The 20,123-nt window shown below is 40.8% G+C and carries 15 protein-coding genes; 8 read left to right on the forward strand and 7 right to left on the reverse strand.

The features are described from left to right. Positions 1 to 531, forward strand: coding sequence for a DUF6942 family protein (locus tag ACNSN2_RS15830; RefSeq protein ID WP_418609141.1), 531 nt, complete (start codon positions 1 to 3; stop codon positions 529 to 531). Positions 532 to 553: 22 nt separating this feature from the next. Here ACNSN2_RS15830 and ACNSN2_RS15835 read toward each other — a convergent pair whose 3' ends face one another. Beyond that, complete coding sequence (locus ACNSN2_RS15835; RefSeq protein ID WP_055012637.1) at positions 554 to 1,195, reverse strand: LysE family translocator; 642 nt, start codon at positions 1,193 to 1,195, stop codon at positions 554 to 556. 114 nt (positions 1,196 to 1,309) lie between these two features. Between ACNSN2_RS15835 and ACNSN2_RS15840 the strand changes: the two genes are divergently transcribed. Together ACNSN2_RS15840 and ACNSN2_RS15845 are read left to right on the forward strand one after the other, a co-directional pair. Continuing rightward, positions 1,310 to 1,753 carry an Lrp/AsnC family transcriptional regulator gene (locus ACNSN2_RS15840; RefSeq protein WP_226916194.1) on the forward strand — a complete coding sequence of 148 codons (444 nt, stop codon included), beginning with the start codon at positions 1,310 to 1,312 and terminating at the stop codon, positions 1,751 to 1,753. A 290-nt stretch (positions 1,754 to 2,043) separates the two neighbouring features. Continuing rightward, positions 2,044 to 2,253 (forward strand): cold-shock protein, encoded by a 210-nt coding sequence (locus ACNSN2_RS15845; RefSeq protein WP_008110773.1) that lies wholly within the window; start codon positions 2,044 to 2,046, stop codon positions 2,251 to 2,253. A 100-nt stretch (positions 2,254 to 2,353) separates the two neighbouring features. Here ACNSN2_RS15845 and ACNSN2_RS15850 read toward each other — a convergent pair whose 3' ends face one another. The 4 genes from ACNSN2_RS15850 to ACNSN2_RS15865 all read right to left on the reverse strand — a co-directional run bounded on the left by ACNSN2_RS15850 (position 2,354) and on the right by ACNSN2_RS15865 (position 8,217). After that, entirely contained in the window at positions 2,354 to 3,010 is a 657-nt protein-coding gene (locus ACNSN2_RS15850) for a class I SAM-dependent methyltransferase (RefSeq protein ID WP_055012635.1), read from the reverse strand. Between the two features lie 9 nt (positions 3,011 to 3,019). Further along, positions 3,020 to 6,670, reverse strand: a complete 3,651-nt coding sequence (locus ACNSN2_RS15855) for an SbcC/MukB-like Walker B domain-containing protein (protein ID WP_418609137.1) — start codon at positions 6,668 to 6,670, stop codon at positions 3,020 to 3,022. Then, complete coding sequence (locus ACNSN2_RS15860; RefSeq protein WP_418609135.1) at positions 6,667 to 7,914, reverse strand: exonuclease SbcCD subunit D C-terminal domain-containing protein; 1,248 nt, start codon at positions 7,912 to 7,914, stop codon at positions 6,667 to 6,669. Before ACNSN2_RS15860 ends, ACNSN2_RS15855 begins: the two co-directional genes overlap by 4 nt. A 66-nt stretch (positions 7,915 to 7,980) precedes the next feature. After that, complete coding sequence (locus ACNSN2_RS15865; RefSeq protein WP_010388711.1) at positions 7,981 to 8,217, reverse strand: hypothetical protein; 237 nt, start codon at positions 8,215 to 8,217, stop codon at positions 7,981 to 7,983. A gap of 404 nt (positions 8,218 to 8,621) precedes the next feature. Here ACNSN2_RS15865 and ACNSN2_RS15870 point away from each other — a divergent pair, with 404 nt between their 5' ends. From ACNSN2_RS15870 to ACNSN2_RS15885, 4 genes are all read left to right on the forward strand, one after another. Continuing rightward, positions 8,622 to 11,054 (forward strand): M1 family metallopeptidase, encoded by a 2,433-nt coding sequence (locus ACNSN2_RS15870; protein WP_418609133.1) that lies wholly within the window; start codon positions 8,622 to 8,624, stop codon positions 11,052 to 11,054. A 2-nt stretch (positions 11,055 to 11,056) separates the two neighbouring features. Further along, complete coding sequence (locus tag ACNSN2_RS15875) at positions 11,057 to 11,551, forward strand: DUF6702 family protein (RefSeq protein WP_010388709.1); 495 nt, start codon at positions 11,057 to 11,059, stop codon at positions 11,549 to 11,551. Between the two features lie 237 nt (positions 11,552 to 11,788). Then, on the forward strand, positions 11,789 to 12,406 hold the full coding sequence (locus ACNSN2_RS15880) for an HAD family hydrolase (protein WP_418609131.1): 618 nt from the start codon (positions 11,789 to 11,791) through the stop codon (positions 12,404 to 12,406). 154 nt (positions 12,407 to 12,560) lie between these two features. Continuing rightward, positions 12,561 to 13,286 (forward strand): YebC/PmpR family DNA-binding transcriptional regulator, encoded by a 726-nt coding sequence (locus ACNSN2_RS15885; protein WP_010388706.1) that lies wholly within the window; start codon positions 12,561 to 12,563, stop codon positions 13,284 to 13,286. Between the two features lie 101 nt (positions 13,287 to 13,387). On the opposite strand, the gene ACNSN2_RS15890 is transcribed toward ACNSN2_RS15885, so the two are convergent. Beyond that, positions 13,388 to 15,565 carry a malate synthase G gene (locus ACNSN2_RS15890; RefSeq protein WP_418609129.1) on the reverse strand — a complete coding sequence of 726 codons (2,178 nt, stop codon included), beginning with the start codon at positions 15,563 to 15,565 and terminating at the stop codon, positions 13,388 to 13,390. A 238-nt stretch (positions 15,566 to 15,803) separates the two neighbouring features. On the opposite strand from ACNSN2_RS15890, the gene ACNSN2_RS15895 reads away from it, so the two are divergent. Next, the gene (locus ACNSN2_RS15895; RefSeq protein WP_008110760.1) at positions 15,804 to 17,405 is read left to right on the forward strand and encodes an isocitrate lyase; all 1,602 of its coding nucleotides are present in this window, start codon (positions 15,804 to 15,806) and stop codon (positions 17,403 to 17,405) included. Between the two features lie 660 nt (positions 17,406 to 18,065). Here the strand turns inward: ACNSN2_RS15895 and ACNSN2_RS15900 are convergent. Then, complete coding sequence (locus tag ACNSN2_RS15900; protein WP_418609127.1) at positions 18,066 to 20,090, reverse strand: S9 family peptidase; 2,025 nt, start codon at positions 20,088 to 20,090, stop codon at positions 18,066 to 18,068. Between the last annotated feature and the right edge of the window lie 33 nt (positions 20,091 to 20,123).

Genomic DNA, 20,123 nt, shown 5'->3' on the forward strand with positions numbered 1-20,123 from the left:
GTGAGCAGCCAGTTAATAGGGTTAGGTGATAATTCATTTAGAGTTGGCGTGTATGTAGCAAAAGCCCCACCTATGCCTTACTTTGAAGCACTTGCGCAGTTAGAGCCTGTGGCTAGTGGGCAAATAAATAGCATAAATCAGCACTGTGGCAATGGCTGGCGAAAAGTCTTTAATGTGTACGCCAAAGTGTTATTTGCGCTGCCAAGCGAGCATTACTCATTTGCTAAACAAGCAGTAAGCTGGCAAGCATATCGAGATGAGCTGTTGTTACAACAGCATAGCGGGACTGCATTACTATTTAGCACACCGGTGCTTACTGAGAGTAAAAACCAGTTGCACATTCTTGCTGGGCGAACTCACGCTAAAAACTTAATACAACAAGGTAAATTAAACGCCCAATTTGATTGGCTTGATGATGAGTTTGCTATAGATAAAAGCCAGAATATTATTGTGTGCCCCTATTTTGATTATAGACAGCTGAGTAATATTAAAATTGCCCGTTTGAGTGAATTAGTGGCTCAGCTAAGATAAGCCACTTTCTTTTTTGCTACTGTTACACGACGTGAGTTAGTTTTTGTGCGCTATCAACTAGCATTAGTGAGCCCAAAATAAACAGTACACATGCCGATGCACGCCCAAACTTAAGCGACAATGCGGGATTGTTACTAAGGATTTTTCTGGCACTTATCCCTATTAACCAATACACCAACGCACAGCCTACTAAATGAATTACACTCAGTACCAGCAATTGTTCAGTGATAGAAAACGATAAAGTTGGCAACACAAACTGTGGTAACAAGGCTAAAAATAACAGCATTACTTTAGGGTTTAAACCACTAATAATAAAACCCTTTCTCATCCACTTTAGAGGGGTGTCTGAGGTGTGTTGTTGGCCATCGTTATAGGCAGCAGGCATAGGAGGAAATCGGTACAGTGATGTAGCAATCCAAATTATGTATAAAGCGCCGAACAAGGTTAACAGCTTTATAAAAATAGCATGTGATGCTAATAGCGCACCTAACCCTACCACCACAATTAAACTGGCCATTAAATGCCCAAGTATTAACCCTGACACCGCAGGAACAATTTTATCGCCTGCTATTCCTGCACTAATTGTATAAGCCCAATCTGCACCAGGGGTGAGAACAAACAAAATTGATACCAGCCAAAAAGAAAAAATAATATTAATATCCATAGCGCCATAACCTAAAATAAGTGAGTAGCTATTTTATTTCTTTCTGATGAGTAAAAGTTACTGTATTTTACTAATATAAGCGTTCATTTTAGGAAATAATTAACTATGGATACCATGGATAGGAAAATTCTTGCCGAATTACAAGTTGATGGCAGACTTACCCTCTCTGAATTGGCTGATCGTGTTGGGCTAAGCGTGTCGCCCTGTCACCGTCGTGTTAAAGAGCTTGAGAAAAGCAAAGCAATTGTGGGTTACCGCACCGAAATATCACCTGAGAAAGTGGGTTTAAACTTTTCTGCGTTAGTATTTATTACTATTAAAGAGGGCGATAAAGTGTCGTTAAGCAAATTAGAGCAAGCAGTGGATGCTATTCCTCAGATCACCAATGCTCAGCGGCTATTCGGTACACCTGATTACCTGTTACATGTCGTTACTAAAGATTTAGCCGCGTTTCAGCAACTCTACGATGACAAGCTATCAGCCCTACCAGGTGTACAACGTTTAACCTCAACCATTGTAATGAAAGATATTGTAAGAGCGCGTAATTTGCACTTTTAACAGGTTACGTTTTAACACGAAGTTTAAAAAGTTAAGCCGATGACGCTGTAAAGCCTATTATGAGAGGCTTTACAGTTGTATATAAAAATAAAGTATAAATAAAGCTTGTTATAAACTGTATTGCTGTTATTCTGCTTGCCATCGGGTTGATAGAAAGCCCAGTTTATTTGTAAGTACCACGTTGTTATTAGTAATAATCCTTCGCGATATCCTCAAGTTAAATGTTTGTTTTCTTCCTGTTAAACGCCTATTTTAAGGCAATTTTTTATTTATTTTTTTAGGATATTATTATGTCTAATACAACTACTGGTACTGTAAAATTTTTCAACGAAGCTAAAGGTTTTGGTTTTATTGAGCAAGAGTCTGGCCCAGACGTTTTCGCACATTTCAGCGCAATCTCAGGCGACGGTTTCAAAACTTTAGCTGAAGGCCAAAAAGTACAGTTCAGCGTAACTCAAGGTCAAAAAGGCCCGCAAGCTGAAAACATCGTTTGCATCTAATTTAAAGGGAGTGGGCTTTAAAGCGCACTCACCACGCTAAACTAACGTTAAGCGATAAAGCTAATATCAATACGATATTAGCTTTTTTTTTGCAAAAAATTTATACCACGTACCCACTAAAACCAAGTGCTTTAAAGTACAGTTTTGGAATGCCAAAGCCACATTCATTAAGTAACTCACTAAAACGCATCCGATCAAGCGGGTAAAACTCACGCTCTAAGTTATGTGCCATTTGCGTTTTTCCTGCTTCACTAAGGCCAAGCTCTTTGCATGTATTAAGTTGTGCCTCTCGTTCAAACGGGGTTTCTGGGCGCATTAAATCAGCAATAAATACTGGTGCAGATTTTTTAAGATTATTTTTAATCCCCTTTAATAACTGCTTCTTATCGCCGTTATCTTCAACAAAATGCATCACCAATAAACATAATACCGCGTCGGCTTTAACTTTTAATTTATCTACTGGTTGGCACTCAATGCTGATACGTGCATCAATACCTTGCTCTATAAAGCGTTGCTTAGCAATGGCTAACATGTCGGCCGAGGTATCTTGAGCGGTAAACTGCCATGTAGAATTAAGATTCGCCAGCGCTGCGATTTCTTTACCTGTACCTGCGCCTACCACTAAAATATGGGCGTTATCAGTTAACGTAGCGCTTAGCTGTGCGTTGGTTAGTTGATGTAATAGCTCGTAACCTGGGACTAAACGGGTAATACGGTTATCATACTCTTGTGCTTCTTCGCCTGTAAAAGTGGGCATACTATTTCCTTAAATTACGTTTATGGTGGAGTATCCACCCGGTTTTTTAGCGACATGAATTTGCGTTGCAACGCGTTCGCTCATTTCACTTACATGTGAAATCACACCGACCTTTCTACCTTGCGCTTGCAGTGAATCTAGCGCGTCCATTGCAATACTAAGTGTTTCACTATCTAGTGTACCAAAGCCTTCGTCAACAAATAACGAGTTAATTTGCACTTTGTTTGAAGATAAAGAAGCCAGCCCTAATGCAAGTGCTAACGATACTAAAAATGATTCTCCGCCAGAGAGTGTGTTTACAGAACGTTGTTCATCGGCCATATCGCGGTCAATAATCGCTATATCAAGTGAATCAGCTATTGCTGTGAGTTCGTAACGCTTATTCAGCGTTTTTAAATGGCTATTAGCATAATGCAGCAATATTTTTAGTGTTTGTGTTTGCGCTAAATTACGCATTGTTTTGCCGGTTGCATCACCGAGCACTTTATTAAGTAAATGCCATTGTTCTACTTGTTGTTTAAGCTTGCTTAGCTCAGCCTGCTTGCCCTCAAGAGCTTTTGCATTTTGGTTGTGCTGCTCGATGGCAGTATTAATCGTAAGTAAGTTATTGTGTAATTGTGTTTGCTGCACAGTTAATTGAGTTTGTTGCTCAATTAACTGTGCTTCGCTGTGTGCTGGCTTATTATTTTGCTGATGCTGCTCATTGGCATTTTGCTGTTGTTTTAGCGCGGCATGAGCATCAACTAATGCTTGAGATAACTGCTCGCTATGCTTTAGCTGCTCTTTAATATCGTCATTACTTATAGCCAGTAGCATCTCGATTTGCTGATGGCTAATATCAGCATAAAGCGCGCTAAATTCTTCAAACCAAGCACTATAGCGTCTTTCAAGTGTGGTTAGCTCTTGGCTGTTATCGGCGAAGCGCTGCTCAAGGTTTTTAAGCGTAATAGTGTGCTCATCGCGCTGTTTTACGGCGCTATCGTGTGCCTGTTGACTCTGATTTAATTCACCCTGACACTGCTCTACTTGCCTATTCAGCTGAGCCTGGTAGTCATCAGCGCTGATCGTTTGGTTATCGAATAACGCTAAGCGCTGTTGCTGAGTATTGTTGTGTTGTTGCTGTGCTTTAGTTAAATCGTCGTTGAGCGTGCTAATTTGCTGCTCAGCTTTAGTAATAAGGGGAGTTAGTTGCTGCAGCTGTAAATTAGCGCTGTCTAATTGCTTTTGAGTTTGCTCAAGTTGTAGTTGCTGATGTTGATACTGCTCTACTTGCTCACCTAGCTCGCTTAGCGTTAACGCGCCAGTTTGCAATGTTTGCCAAAATTGACTGTTTTCAAAATGAGAATTCAGCTCACTTATAAGTGCTTCGCGTTGGCTCAGCAATTCCTGGTGCTTATTATTAAGCATGGTGAGCTGATTGTTCAGTTCAACATGCTGGGTATTTAATTGTTGCTGAGCAGTCTGTTCTTTTTTAACCGTGTTTTGCAGTTGGTTAACCGTTTCTTGCAACTGGCTTTGTTGTTTTTGTGCTGCAAAGTACTGCGCTTTTTGCTCGCTTAATTGTTTATGGGTGTCATCAAGCTGCTCAACGCTCAAGTCATTAAGATCTGTTTTAGCCGCTTGCATGGTGTTTTTAATGTCTAACATTTTGGCTTGGGCATCAGCAATCGCTTGGCTTTGCTGCTTATGCTCTGCGACTAAAACAGCATGCTGCGTTTGATGTTGATGTAGCTGGGTTTGTGCATCTAAGTGCTGCTGCTTAGCGCCAGTATAAGTATTTTCAAAGTCGGTTATTAAGTTATTAAAAGGTTGGCTTTGATTGTTTGCAAACGGGTGCTCAGTGGCTCCACAAACCGCACATGCCTCATTAGGCAGTAGTTGTGCGCGTAAATGTTCAACATGTTCACTCGCACGCAGCCGTGCTTGATTAAGCGATTGCTCGGTGTGTTTAAGTGCTTGCTCTTTTCTGCTTAATTGCTCACGCAGTGTGATGTTAGTTTGTTCACTCTGAGTTAGCTTTTCTGCTGTAGTACTTTGTTGCTGCACTGTGTGCTTTAGTTCTTGATTAAATTGCTTATAACGCGCTCGTTGCTCTTTTAAATAATCAATATTTTTAAGCTGATTATCACACTGCTCAATATTGAATTGCTCTTGCTGTTGGGTGAGCTTATTTAGATTTTGTTGTTCAGTGCTTAGTGCGTGCTCTGCATGTTCTAACTGTTTATTTTGCTCGTTGAGCTTGGTAGCGAGAGTGCTTAGCTGCAAAGTAATAGTTTGCTTTTGTTGCTCGAGTGTTTTTAATTGCGTTGTGGTATTAAAAAACTGCTTAAAGCTGTGACTAAAATAGTTCCAATCAGTGGCCAATGGCTTTAGTTGATTGTTTTCTTGTAACCACTGCTGATGGTGAGTGCTTTGTGTTGTTGCCTGCTCCACGCTGAGATTATTTTGTTGTAGCTGCTGTTGTAACTCGTTTAGTTGTTGCTGCTCTTTGGCTTTTTGTTGTGTCAGGCTTGTTATACTTTGCGTAAAAATAGCTAATTGACTGTCGAGCTCACGTGCTTTTGTTATGACTGGTTCAGCTGTTTGTTGTTGTTGTTTTGCTGTTGCTAATTCGCTTTGTTGTTTTTTAACCTTACTTGCTTGTTCATTAATAAGCGCGGCATGATCCAGCGCGTTTAATTCCTTAATTTGCGAATTTAACTGGCTGTTTTGCACCGTTAAGCTTTTAAAGCGCTGGCGATTATCTTTAATTTCAAGCGCACTTTGTGCTTGTTTTGCTTGCTCAGTTTGTGCTTTAACCGCATTTAGTGCATCACTTGCTTGTTGCTCGTTTTGTTGAGCGGCTGTTAATGCTTGCTCTAAACTGTGTGCTTGTTTATACCAATTAATACCCTGCTCTGTGCTGGCCAACGTTGTTTTTATGTGTTCAGTTTGTTTTTTTAGTTCATCAAGAGTGTGCTTCTTCTCACTTAGCTCTTCATCAGACAATAACGCATAACTGGCTAAGCTGGCTGTTAGTAATTCAAATTTATCTTTAACTGCTTTATTACGCTCAAATATACGTTGACCAATTCGACTAAATTTATCGGTGCCAGTAAGGCACTCTAAAAGTTGTGCGCGCTCATCGCCGGTGGCTTTTAAAAAGGCGGCAAACTCATGTTGTGCTAGTAGCACTGCACGGGAGAATTGCTCAAAAGTGAGGCCTATTTTATTTTCAATGGCTTTGATGGTGGTGCTTTTGTCGGCAATTAAGGTTTCATCAGGTAAGCTATGCAAAGTATGCTCTGCCACTTTTAGTTTGCCGGTTACTTTTTTATGCGTGCGTTGAATACTGTAGCGTGCTCTATAAAGTTGCTGATCTTGCCCGCTAAAGTCCACTTCCGCATAGCCTTCCCATTTCCCACGGCGCAATAAATTGCGGGCATCGTTAAGCTTTATGTTGTCGCCGTTAAAATCAATTAGGTTACCTTTGTCGCCTTTCAAACGAGCAGTTTTCGTATAAAGCGCTAAACAAATGGCATCAAGTACGGTACTTTTTCCCGCGCCGGTGTCACCTGTAATAGCAAATAAACCTGCGTCTTTGAGTGGGGATGCTAAAAAGTCGATTTCGGCATCAGCAATGGAGGCTAAGTTATGAATACGCACGGCGGTTATTTTCATAGTAGCTGCTCCTGTTCAAGTTCATCAATAACGTCGGTTAATAGTGCTTTTAATTCACTGGGAACAGTTTCGCCAGCCATATCTTTGTCGTTATTAAAGGCTTGTTCGAGCAAATTAATTGGGTTGAGCATTTCCACAAAGCTTAAATCCTCAAATACCGTTTCTGAAGAATTATTCACTTGCTGATCGCGTACCCGTTCTATACCACAAAAGTTAACCTGCTTGCCTTTTAGTGCTTGTTCAATTTGTTCACGAAAAGTGGTATCGATATCACTGGATTTTAGCTTTACTCGTAAATATGGCGCTATTTCGTATTGTTGTGTATCGAGTGCTTTTATTTGCTCGCATAGCTTGGCTAAAGGGACGCACTCCCCCTCGGGTAATACAATTACTTCAGCGAGCCTAGGAATGTAAAGGGGGTTTACAGTAGTGCTTAGCGGTTGGTCTTTTTGTCCGTTAAACTTAACCACATTGACTTGATGGGTGTATTTCCTTTCTGAAAACGACATTGGAATAGGCGTACCGCTGTAGCGAATATGCTCATTTTTAGCCACTAACTGCGCTTTGTGTAAATGCCCTAGCGCTACGTAATTGGCATGCTTACCAAATACTGACGCTGAAATGGCTTCTTCACCGCCAATAACTAAGTTACGCTCAGAGTCACCAGAAATATTTCCACCTTTGGCATGCAAGTGACCCATAACAATTAAAGGCGTACTTTCATCGGTAAGCGTTAATGCATGTTCAAATGCTAGTTGGTAAGCTTTAGCAACGCCTTGTGCGTAACTAGGGCCACCCTCGCTCTGGCTAAGCGTACTTATATCGCTGGTTCGTAAAAACGGCATAGCGATTACTACAGCGTGTTTGTCGTTATCATTAATTGTTATTACCACGTCATTTGGATTGGCGGGATCAAACCGGCCTACAACATGGGTATCAAACTGGGCTAATAAAGGCTGAGCAGCCAAAATACGATTAGCAGAGTCATGATTGCCAGCAATTATAACCACGTGTAATTGCGGACACTGTGCTTTGGCATTTTTTATAAATTGATAGAGTTGGTTTTCGGCGCTAGCACTGGGGGTGGCGGTATGATAAATGTCGCCTGCAACAAGCAATAAATCGATTTGTTGGCTAACGAGGGTGGTTAATAACCAAGAGAAAAAAGCATGATGTTCATGACGGCGATCATGTTCATAAAATTGCTGACCTAAGTGCCAGTCTGAAGTGTGAAGAACTTTCATTTTGCGCTCTTAAAAAACCATAAGAGCGCCAATATACCCAAGGCAATTAAAGATGCAAGTATCGCTTTAGGTTAAAGTATACCAAGCAATAAAAATAACTGGCAAAGCAGCAAGGGCTATTGTTAAAGGCCACTTTAATGCCTTCGCTTTTTTGGCCTGTAATACTGCTAGTGCGTTTGTTTCATTACAAGCAGCCACTTTATCAATATACAGGTAGCCTGAGTTAATATACTGCTTACAATTTTGCACGTCTGCTGGTATTGCAATTAGTTTTTGCTGCTTTTTTAGGACATAAAAATCCATAAACTCACCACACTTAATACGACTAGTTAGAACAAAAAATATTTGAGAGAAACACTAAAAAAGTACCCTCAAATTAAAAAAGTGGGCGATTCTAATTACAAACCATAGTAAAGATCAACCTAAAACTGCGTTTTTTAGTATTTTTAATGAAAATAGCTGTGTTTTTTCATTTTATCTCTACTTTTAGTGAAACTCAGCCTATTTTGTAAACCCCCTTTACAGCTTAGTTTTTTATGTAAATTGCTAAACAATTTAGTTAAATGTTGTTGTGTAAAACCGTGTTTTTTATATTCATATAAAAGTGTGGAATATCACCCTATAAAAGCAGGGTTTTATCGCTATTTTATTGAAGCTTAGCTGTAAATTTGTCACAGTAGCGTCACTAAAATCGATCAGGATTAACAATGAAGAAAAATTTATTTACATTGAGTTCGTTTGTATTGCCTTTGGCAATGGCGAGCTCTGTGATGGCCTCATCTGTTGAACAGACTAAAGGCAGCTATGTTGATAAGTTTCGTCAACTAGATGAAGCTTTGCCTACCCCTAATGTTTACCGCAGTGCCGCAGGTGCACCAGCAGAAAATTACTGGCAACAACGCGTTGATTACGATATTGATGTAAAGCTTGATGAGCAAAAGCGTCGTTTAACGGGGAGTCAAACAATTGAATACAAAAATAACTCACCGCATACGCTTAAATATTTATGGCTACAGCTTGATCAAAACATTTTTAAAAATGACTCGATTGCAGAAACCACGCAAACTTTTAAAAGTACCCTACAAAACGAACCTGATGCCAAGCCTGCTAAATTAAGCTTAGGTGATTTACGTCGTCAGCAGTTTATGAACGACAATGAGCTAGGTTACACCATTAGCAATGTTAAAGATGAAGATGGTAAAGCGCTGCGTGTAACGGTTGTTGATACTCTAATGCGTATAGATTTAAACACGCCACTTAAACCGGGTAAAGATGTTGAGTTTAGCATGGACTTCGCGTTTAACTTGGTTGAAGAAGATGCGGTAGGTGCACGTGCAGGTTATGAACACTTTGAAGAAGACGGTAACGATATTTTCCTAGTGGCACAGTGGTTCCCTCGTTTAGCTGCGTATACCGATTACGAAGCATGGACCAACAAACCATTTCTAGGTAGCGGTGAATTCACCTTGGAATTTGGCGACTACGACGTTGAAATTACGGTTCCTGCAGATCATATTGTATCGGCAACCGGTAAGCTTGATAACCCTAGCTCAGTTTTAACCAGTACTCAGCGCAAGCGTTTAAAAAAAGCTGAAACAGCAAAACGTCCTGTATTTGTAGTTACTGAAGAAGAAGCGCTCGAAAACGAAAAAGCAGGTACAGACAAAACAAAAACATGGCATTTTAAAGCAGAGAATGTCCGTGATTTTGCATGGGCGTCGTCACGTAAATTTATGTGGGATGCTAAAGGTTACCAACAAGGGGGGAATGAGCAACCACTGGTTATGGCTATGTCGTTTTTCCCTAAAGAAGGTGGCGATTTATGGAAGAAGTATTCAACTGAATCTGTGGTACATACCATGGAAGTATATTCAAAATACTCATTTGATTACCCGTACCCAACTGCACAGTCAGTCAATGGCCCAGTAGGGGGTATGGAATACCCAATGATCACTTTTAATGGTCCACGTACAGATTTACAAGACGATGGCTCGCGTACTTATTCTCAAGCAGAAAAGCGCTTTTTAATCGGCGTTGTTATCCACGAAGTGGGGCATATTTATTTCCCTATGATTGTAAACTCAGATGAGCGTCAGTGGACCTGGATGGATGAAGGTTTAAATAGCTTTTTAGATGGTGTTGCTGGGCGTGAATGGGATCCAACCATTCCTTGGGGTGTTGAGCCACGTGATATTGTGGCGTACATGAAGTCTGAAACTCAAGTGCCAATTATGACGCAATCAGACAGTGTGCTTCGTTTAGGGCCTAATGCCTATACTAAACCAGCCGCGGCATTAAATATTTTACGTGAAGTTATTTTAGGTCGTGAATTATTTGATTTTGCGTTTAAAGAATATGCTCAGCGCTGGAAATATAAGCGCCCTACTCCGGCAGATTTTTTCCGTACTATGGAAGAAGCGTCAGGTGTTGATTTAGATTGGTTCTGGCGTGGTTGGTTCTACACTACAGACCATGTTGATATCTCGCTTGATAAAGTATATCAATTACGGTTAGACACAAAAAACCCTGATATCGACTTTAATCGTTTACGTGATATTGAAGCGAATAAGCCAAGCTCATTATTTGTTGAGCGTAATCGAGCCGAAGGTAAAAAAACCTGGGTTGAGAAAAATCCAGATGTAACCGATTTTTATGACGAAAACGATCGCTTTACGGTTACTAATAAAGAGCGTAATTCGTACAACAAATTTTTAAAAGGCTTAAAACCGTGGGAGCGTAAAACACTCGATCGCGCATTAGAAGAAGACAAAAACTACTATGTTATGGAGTTTTCAAATCTAGGCGGCCTTGTGATGCCGATTCTTTTAGAGCTAACTTATGAAGATGGCACTAAAGAAGAGCGTTACATTCCTGCAGAAATTTGGCGCCGTAACCACAAAAACGTACAAAAACTGATTATTACCGACAAAAACAAACCGCTCACCTCAGTAACGGTCGATCCAGGCTGGGAAACGGCAGATGTGAATGTAGAAAATAATTACTACCCACGTCGTATTATTCCTTCGCGTATTGAAGTCTACAAACGTGAAAAGAGTAAAGCAAAAGTAAGCCGCGATATCATGCAGGATATTAAAACTGAGCTGAAAAAAGACGAAAAAAATAACGAAGAGGACCAATAATAATGCGATTTTTGCTTATTATTGTTTGCTTTTTAATTGCTGCGCCGAGTATGGCGCATCAATTAAAATCATCCGTTACCACGGTGTTATTTAATCAACGAACTCACAATATTGAATTAATGCATCGCTTTTACTTACATGACACAGAGCATGCTGTTGGCAGTTTATTTCAAGGCAAAGTGGATATCATCAATAACAAGCGTGACCAAAAACGCTTTGCTAAATATGTTGAATCTCACGTTGCTTTGCAAACCTTAACGGGTGAGCCGCTCACACTTAATTACGTGGGTGCACAAGTGGATGGTAAGTTCTTTTGGGTTTACCAAGAAGCGACGATCCCTGATGAGATTGAAGGTGTTAAGATGAGTAATGGCGCATTGCGTGATTTATGGCCTGCGCAAGTCAATATGGTAAATGTTGAAGGGCGAGGAAAAGTAAAAACGTTAAACTTTAGTCAAGACGATACGTGGCTTGAAGCACGATTTGAAACTAACTAACCCACTGTGCACCTTTATAAGGTGCGCACTTTTTTGCAGTATAAATTAGCTGATCGCATTAATTTACTTCATCGTAAAATCGATATAACAGTTGTTATTCAAACCCAAACTATTGTGTTATCAAATGAGCTATACTAAGAGGGCAATGGACTGAACTCTTTGTAATTGTCTATTGATATACTTTTTTTATAAAGCAAATCCAGCAAAATGAGCTAATAACTTAGCGCAAGGAATGAAATGAAAACGCAAATTGAGGCAATCAAAGGTGTTATTTTTGATTTAGACGGAACCTTAGTATCATCAGAATTAAATTTTTCATTGATTAAAGCCCAAGTAGGTTGCCCTGCAGAGCAAGACCTACTCGAATATATAGAGCAATTGCCCTCACCCTATATGCGTGAAGAAGCGATGAATATAGTGCATCAGCATGAGCTACTTGATGCGCAAACGGCGACCCTTTTACCTGGCGTTGTTGAAGCCGTTAACGCTCTGCAAGCAAAGAATATTCCTATGGCTATTGTGACTCGTAATTTTGATAAAGCGGCCACACTAAAGTTGCAACACAACCCATTGCCAATAGAAACGGTACTCACTCGAACTGAAGCTCCAGCCAAACCCGATCCGAGTGCTTTATTAATAATTGCAAGGCAGTGGTCAATGCCCGTTGATAACGTTATTTACGTTGGTGATTATTTATATGATATACAAGCGGCCCATAATGCAAAAATGCGAGCCTGTTTATATACTCCCGATGTAACCCCCGCGTATGCCGAGCAAGCCGACTTTGTGATTCATGCTTTTGATGAATTAGTGTCGTTAGTTGAAAGTTACGCTGAAAAAGTGGAGTTATGTTAAATTGCACTGTATTTCATTTCGCTAATAGCATAACGGGTATTATTTAAATTAATACCCCGCTGCTTTTGCGCAGCATAACATGTTGAACCACTAGCCCAATACGCTTTGAATTGGTAAAATATCAAAAACAGAACGTATTCAATAGAGGCACAAGATGGGCAGAGCATTTGAAGTCCGCAAAAGTTCGATGGCAAAAACAGCCAACGCGAAAACTAAAGTAAATTCAAAGTACGGTAAAGAAATTTACGTTGCAGCCAAAAGTGGTGAACCCGACCCCGATGTAAATCAAACATTGCGCCGCTTAATTGAAAAAGCCAAAAAAGACCAAGTCCCTGCGCATGTAATCGAAAAAGCAATTGAAAAAGCAGCAGGTGGGGCAGGGGAAGATTACTCAACTGCACGGTACGAAGGCTACGGCCCGGGTAATTGTATGGTGATTGTTGACTGTTTAACCGATAACCCTAATCGTACTATTAAAGACGTGCGCTTACCGTTTACTAAAACAGATTCAAAAATCGGCACACCTGGTTGTGTTGCACATATGTTTGATCACCTTGCTGTTTTGGGGTTTGCAGGTGACGACGATGAAGTCGTGTTAGAAGCGCTGATGATGGCTGACGTTGATGTGACTGATGTAGAAGCCGAAGATGGCAAGGTGTCGGTATTTGCACCGCATACTGAGTACTTTAAAGCTAAAACGGCATTAGAAGAAGCATTTGAAGGCATTAACTTTGAAGTTGATGAAATTACCTTCGTTCCACAAGTACATGTTGAAATTACAGATGAAGAAGTCATTGCCAACTTTGATAAATTTATCAATATGCTTGAAGATTGCGATGACGTACAAAATGTTTATCACAACGCGACCATTAAAAACTAATTCGTAGTGATTTAAAAACTAGTGAATAGTGATTATTCACACCCGTTATAAAAAATCAGCTTAGTAAAGCTGATTTTTTTGTTTTTAGGTTAAGTTTTAAGTTAGTGCTGTGCTTTATATTTTAAGCGGTAGCTATGCAGTAGCGGCTCAGTATAACCGCTAGGTTGGCTAACCCCTTCAAATACCAGTGCCATAGCGGCTTGATAAGCAACACTTTTAGCCAGTGTTTGCTCATTAGTTGCCATGGGAATGTAAAGGCTGTCATGTTCATTTTGGCCATCAACAACCTTAGCCATTTTTGCCATCACTTTTTGTACTAGCTCTTTACTGCACACGCCATGATGCAGCCAGTTGGCGATATGCTGGCTTGAGATACGTAGAGTGGCTCTATCTTCCATTAAGCCAATATGGTTAATGTCAGGCACTTTAGAACAGCCTATTCCTTGATCAATCCAACGTACAACGTAACCTAAAATACCTTGCGCGTTATTTTCAAGCTCACTTTGAATATCTTCTTTTGACAGTGTTTCTGGGTTTGTCATTAGCGGTGGTGTTAGCAAGCTTTCTAGGCTTGCTATTTGGCGCGTGGCAATGCTTTGCTGCAGACTAAATACATCAACATCATGATAGTGCATTGCGTGTAATGTAGCGGCAGTAGGAGAGGGCACCCAAGCCGTATTTGCACCTGATTGAGGGTGGGCAACTTTTTGCTCCATCATCATCGCCATTTTATCGGGCATTGCCCACATACCTTTACCAATTTGTGCTTTGTGGCTTAAACCACAGGCTAGGCCAATATCAACGTTACGATCTTCATAAGCGCTGATCCAAGGCTGTGCTTTAATAGCCGCTTTAGGCAGTACAACACCCGCTTGCATAGAGGTATGTATTTCATCACCAGTGCGGTCTAAAAAGCCGGTGTTAATAAATACAACACGCTCTTTAGCAGCATGAATACAGGCTTTTAAGTTAGCAGATGTACGACGCTCTTCGTCCATAATACCCATTTTTAGGGTGTTTTTAGGCAAGCTCAGCGCCTCTTCAACCATGCCAAATAAAGTGTTAGCAAATGCTACTTCATCAGGGCCATGCATTTTTGGTTTTACAATATTAATACTTTGCGCGGTTGAGTTTTGAATGGCATTTTTAGTGTTTAAATCGTGCAGTGCGGCTGTTGCGGTGAACATGGCATCCATAATTCCTTCAAACACATCATTACCACTTACATCGGTAATAGCAGGGTTTGTCATTAAATGCCCAACGTTACGTACAAACATCATACTGCGCCCTTTTAGGGTCAGTTTTTGGCCATCAAGGCCTGTATATTGGCGATCGGCTTGTAACGTACGGTCGACCATTTTGTCGCCTTTTCTAAACGTTTCAACCAAGTTGCCCTGCATTAGGCCCAACCAGTTTTTGTAAACTTGCACTTTATCTTCGGCATCAACTGCGGCAACTGAGTCTTCACAGTCCATAATGGTGGTCAGCGCTGCTTCAAGTACCACATCTTTTAGCCCAGCTTTATCTGCTTGGCCAATAGGGTGATGGTGGTCTATTTGCAGCTCAACATGTAATCCATTGTTTTTAAGTAAAATAACACTTGGGTTTTGTGCCTCACCTTGATAGCCAACGAGTTGTTCAGGGTTTTTAAGTGTTGTGTGTGAGCTGTCGCGCAAAGTAATTGCAAGTGCGCCATCCACAATTGAATAATTAGTGCTTTCGATGTGCGAGCCATTTTCAAGCGGTAGCGCTTTATCTAAAAACTGTCTGGCGTAGGCCATTACTTTAAAGCCGCGCACTGGGTTGTATTGAGTCCCTTTCTCTGCACCATCGTCTTCACTGAGTACGTCTGTGCCGTATAGTGCATCGTAAAGTGAACCCCAACGTGCATTAGCAGCATTTAAAGCAAAACGGGCATTACTAACCGGTACCACTAACTGTGGCCCTGCAGTCAATGCTATTTCTGGCTCTACATTCTGGGTTTCAATATTAAAGTCTTCAGGTTCATCAACTAAATAGCCAATGTCTTTTAAAAACGCTTGGTACTGGGCTTGATCACCGTTTTTATTAGCAACATGGTAGTCATCAATCTGCTTTTGTAATTGTTCACGTTTAGCGAGTAGCGACTTGTTCAGCGGAGTAAGTGTTTGCACTATATGAGCAAAGCTTTTCCAAAACTGGTGTTCGTCTAGATGGGTACCAGGTAATAGTTGTTTTTTAACAAATTCAGCTAGTTGCTTATCAACGCTGAGTCCAGAGTGGGTGAGAGTGTGGCTCATAATTAAAATCCTTAAACGGTCCGACAGAGTGCATTTTTTATATGCGTACACTTACCATATCGCAAAAAAGTCGCTTTGAGTGCTTTTTAACCATTCACTATATGTATAGCCGCAATAACAACTATAAATTTACTAAATCTAAAAAATAAGCCTAATGTTTAATTAAGCGCTACAGAGCTAACGCGATGTAGTCACTCTCTCAACAATAAATATTAATACCCGTTCGAAGGACTTTATTATGACAACATATCAAGGCGAAACAGATACACTAGCAACACTATGCCAATCACAAGGCAGTGCATGGAAAACTATTAATCCTGAATACGCAACTCGCATGCGTTTACAAAACCGTTTTCGCTCTGGTGTTGATATTGCACAATTTACTGCTGACATTATGCGTGAAGACATGGCGGCATACGACAAAGACACAAGCCAGTACACGCAGTCTTTAGGTTGTTGGCATGGTTTTACTGCGCAACAAATGATGATGGCAATTAAGCGTCACCAAAAAACAACTAAACGCAGCTACGTATACCTAAGTGGCTGGATGGTTGCAGCGCTTCGCTCTGAGTTTGGCCCACTTCCAGATCAAAGTATGCACGAAAAAACATCAGTACCAGCACTTATTGAAGAAATCTACACTTTCTTAAAGCAAGCTGATGCACGTGAACTTGACCATTTATTCAATGAGCTAGACGATGCAAAAGCAAACGGCGGCGACGTTCAAGCCGTGCTTAATAAAATTGATAACTTTGAAACGCACGTTGTGCCAATCATTGCTGATATTGATGCAGGTTTTGGTAACGAAGAAGCGACTTACCTACTTGCTAAAAAGATGATTGAAGCGGGTGCTTGTGCTATCCAAATCGAAAACCAAGTATCAGATGCTAAGCAATGTGGTCACCAAGCAGGTAAAGTTACCGTTCCTCATGAAGACTTTTTAGCTAAAATTAACGCAGTACGTTACGCGTTCCTAGAGCTAGGTATTGATAACGGCATTATCGTTGCACGTACCGATTCACTAGGTGCAAGCCTAACGCAAAAAGTACCGGTTTCACAAAAACCAGGTGACTTAGCAAGCCAATACAATGCATTTTTAGAAACAACACCGGTAAACAGCGTTGAAGATTTAAATGAAGGCGAAACGGCAATGAAGCTTAATGGCCAACTTTGTAAGCCTACACGCCTAGATAACGGTTTATACCAGTTCCGCGAAGGCACTGAGAAAGACCGCGTAGTACTAGATTGTGTAACTAGCTTACAGTCAGGCGCTGATTTACTGTGGATTGAAACAGAAAAACCACACGTAAAACAAATTGCAGAGCTGGTAAATCGCGTTAAAGAACAAGTTCCAGATGCTAAATTAGTATACAACAACTCACCGTCGTTCAACTGGACGCTTAAGTTCCGTGAGCAAGTATACCAAGAGTGGCAAGAAGCAGGTCGTGATCTAAGCGCTTACCCAAGTATTGATGACAACAAAGCGCTTATGGCTCCAGAAATGGATGCAACAGAGCTTGCAGCAGCCGCTGACTTATTAGTACAAAACTTCCAACGCGATGGCGCACGTGAAGCCGGTATTTTCCATCACCTAATCACATTGCCAACGTACCATACAGCGGCATTAAGCACAGATATTCTATCTGAAGGTTACTTCGGTGACTTAGGTATGCTGGCTTATGTACGTGACGTACAACGTCAAGAAATTCGTCGTGAGCAAGCGTCAGTTAAGCACCAAGACCTTGCAGGCTCTAACATTGGCGATACGCACAAAGAGTACTTCTCTGGTGAGAATGCACTTAAAGCCGGTGGTGAAGCTAACACCATGAACCAATTCTAATTCAACTAGATAGTGTTACTTAAGGGCCGCAAGGCCCTTTTTTTATGCCTGCATAAAGACAAAATTTAATAGATCAGTATTTTACTAGCTAGTTATTCAGGGGTGCAGTGCAGGTTAAAAGTGTAAATTAAATTTAAAGGATGTTTATGACTCGGCAGTCAGAGCTTGATAGTTTGATTACGCTTTGACACGGGTAAACACAATAAATTAACCGCTTTTTACCGCATATAGATCACGATTTAACTAGCTAGTTCAAAAAGCAGATCAGGTTTTAACTAACCAGCTTGAAAACAGCCATTATCTTCATTATTAAGGGTAGATTTGCCTTTCTAACCCTTAATTTGACTATATAAACGCTTAATTTAAAGATTTTTAACCGGGGTTTATAAAGTAATAAACCGATTTTTTACTAACTGTTGCAGCTTATAAAACATTTTTTTACTAACTGAGGGCTTATAAACAGTGACTCAAACCGAATTTTTACTAACTCAAAGGAGCTGAGTTAGTATAAACCGAATTTTTACCAACTCAGCTTGAAACTAAGTCCGATATTTAGCTAAAGTATGTAAGGGATTACTCACATTATTGCTGTAAAGGGGGTTTACACTTGTGAGCTTCGAGCAACGAGCTTGTATAGCTCGTCACTCATAACTCTACGTTTTATTTCGAATGCTTATCAAACCACCACTGAATGTAAGCCACTTTAGTCATTAAATTTGATGGACGGGCAGTAATACCATGTGAAGCGTTTGGAATGCGCACCATCGCGGTATCAACACCCTGCAATTTTAAGGCTTGATAAAACTGCTCTGTTTCTGAAATTGGCGTACGGTAGTCTGCTTCACCAGTCAGTAGCATGGTTGGGGTTTTAACATTGCCAACATAACTGATTGGTGAGCGCTTCATATAATGCTCAATATGGTCCCAAGGTTTACCTGGAAACCAATAATCGGCAAAAAATGGATAGAAGTCGGCAGTTAGTACAAAGCTGATCCAATTAATCACTGGTTTTGCAACCACAGCTGCAGCAAAGCGATCCGTATGGCCTACAATCCACGCGGTTAATACACCGCCGCCAGAACCACCGGTAACGAACAACTTAGACTCATCAATAAAGCCTTTATCGATTAGCGCGTCAACGCCAGTCATTAAATCATCGTAATCGTTGCTTGGGTAATTATGATGAATAGTTTGCGCAAACTCTTTACCGTAAGAGTCACTGCCTCGCGGGTTCATGTATAAAACGACATTTCCTTTAGCGGCAAATAGTTGTACTTCGGCACTAAAGTGAGGGCCATAGTTAGCAACAGGGCCACCGTGAATTTCAAGCACCAGTGGGTATTTTTTTGATTTATCAAAACCAAGAGGGTAAGCAACCCAGGCTTGTATTGGTAACTCGTCGTGGCTTGACTTTAACCATAGCTCTTCAACCCTAGCGAGCTGTTTAGTTTGTAGTGCATCTGAGTTTAAATCAGTTAAACGCTTTACTGTGCCACGCTTTATTGTTGCAACGTCAGCTGGACGCTGAGTATCAGCCAGTGTAAATGCAATATCGCCATTTTCACTAATATCAAAATCACCACCAGAATAAGGTCGCCCAAACGCCACACTTCCTATTTGTTCGGTAATTACTTTTCGTTTACCGGTTCGAGGTTGATAAGCGAGCGTGGTTTGGCCTTCATCGGCATAGCTAAAATAGAGGCCTTTTGAATTTGCGCTCCACTTTATTTGGCCAACGCTGCGATCGAAGTCGCTAGTCAGGCTTTGAGTATCGCCAGTTTTTAAATCACGAATATAAAGCTGAGTATTTTCATAGTTAGTGCGTTTGTCGTCGTAGCCAGTATAAGCAAGATACTGACCGTTTGGTGAGACCTGAGGTTGTTGATCTGGCCCATTACGGTCGGTCAGTGGGGTGATCTTTAACGTGCTTAAATTAAGTTGGTACACTTCACTATTGGTAGGCTTGAGCGCATGTTCAGCGTGTCTATTAGCTGAAAAATAAAGTGATTCGCCGTTTTTACTAAAGCTTACACCCCCATTGTAATCAAAGTTATCGTCAGTGAGTTGCTGTGCATTGCCGCCATTCGCATTAAGAGTAAATAGCTGATTAAACCCTTTTTGACTATAGCCACTGCCATCTGCACGGTAGTAAACATCGTCAATAAATTTAGCTGGCTCTGCCCAGTTAGCACCTTTAGGTTTGCCAGGCAAACTGACAGGAGGTGAGCTTATTTCAGGAACAAACATACTAAACACTAGGTGTTTAGAATTAGGTGACCAAGTTATTGAGCGAGGTGTATTAGTAAGGTTACTAATTTTTGCCACAGCTCCAGTTTTAAGCCACTTCATGTATATTTGATTACTGCCATCTCTGTTAGAGATAAACGCAAGGCGCTGCCCATCGGGTGACAACACAGGCGAGTAGTCCATAAATACACCTGATGTTAAGGGCTGTAGTTGTTCTGTGTTGTAATCAACAGACCAAATATTACCGACTTTGCGATCGGTTTTAATATCCATGCGGTTACGAACGAAATACACTGTTTTACCGTCTTCGGTGATGTCTATTTGGTTGGCATATTCTAAGTTGAATATATCTTGAAGTTGTAATGTGTGTGTATTGTCGTTTGCGCTGGCAAAATGGCTTGCGCTAAATATAAAACTAAGTGCTAAAAACTGTTTCATCATTAATCCCTGTTGTTAACTTATGTACAGTTA

The organism is Pseudoalteromonas sp. US3C1013, from assembly GCF_048401115.1.
GTDB classification, from domain to species: domain Bacteria; phylum Pseudomonadota; class Gammaproteobacteria; order Enterobacterales; family Alteromonadaceae; genus Pseudoalteromonas; species Pseudoalteromonas undina.

What these genes read in the sequence shown, in the direction of transcription:
- ACNSN2_RS15835 (WP_055012637.1), bottom strand. Translation starts at nt 1,195, where the DNA reads ATGGATATTAATATTATTTTTTCTTTTTGGCTGGTATCAATTTTGTTT.
- ACNSN2_RS15840 (WP_226916194.1), top strand. Translation starts at nt 1,310, where the DNA reads ATGGATAGGAAAATTCTTGCCGAATTACAAGTTGATGGCAGACTTACC.
- ACNSN2_RS15845 (WP_008110773.1), top strand. Translation starts at nt 2,044, where the DNA reads ATGTCTAATACAACTACTGGTACTGTAAAATTTTTCAACGAAGCTAAA.
- ACNSN2_RS15850 (WP_055012635.1), bottom strand. Translation starts at nt 3,010, where the DNA reads ATGCCCACTTTTACAGGCGAAGAAGCACAAGAGTATGATAACCGTATT.
- ACNSN2_RS15855 (WP_418609137.1), bottom strand. Translation starts at nt 6,670, where the DNA reads ATGAAAATAACCGCCGTGCGTATTCATAACTTAGCCTCCATTGCTGAT.
- ACNSN2_RS15860 (WP_418609135.1), bottom strand. Translation starts at nt 7,914, where the DNA reads ATGAAAGTTCTTCACACTTCAGACTGGCACTTAGGTCAGCAATTTTAT.
- ACNSN2_RS15865 (WP_010388711.1), bottom strand. Translation starts at nt 8,217, where the DNA reads ATGGATTTTTATGTCCTAAAAAAGCAGCAAAAACTAATTGCAATACCA.
- ACNSN2_RS15870 (WP_418609133.1), top strand. Translation starts at nt 8,622, where the DNA reads ATGAAGAAAAATTTATTTACATTGAGTTCGTTTGTATTGCCTTTGGCA.
- ACNSN2_RS15875 (WP_010388709.1), top strand. Translation starts at nt 11,057, where the DNA reads ATGCGATTTTTGCTTATTATTGTTTGCTTTTTAATTGCTGCGCCGAGT.
- ACNSN2_RS15880 (WP_418609131.1), top strand. Translation starts at nt 11,789, where the DNA reads ATGAAAACGCAAATTGAGGCAATCAAAGGTGTTATTTTTGATTTAGAC.
- ACNSN2_RS15885 (WP_010388706.1), top strand. Translation starts at nt 12,561, where the DNA reads ATGGGCAGAGCATTTGAAGTCCGCAAAAGTTCGATGGCAAAAACAGCC.
- ACNSN2_RS15890 (WP_418609129.1), bottom strand. Translation starts at nt 15,565, where the DNA reads ATGAGCCACACTCTCACCCACTCTGGACTCAGCGTTGATAAGCAACTA.
- ACNSN2_RS15895 (WP_008110760.1), top strand. Translation starts at nt 15,804, where the DNA reads ATGACAACATATCAAGGCGAAACAGATACACTAGCAACACTATGCCAA.
- ACNSN2_RS15900 (WP_418609127.1), bottom strand. Translation starts at nt 20,090, where the DNA reads ATGAAACAGTTTTTAGCACTTAGTTTTATATTTAGCGCAAGCCATTTT.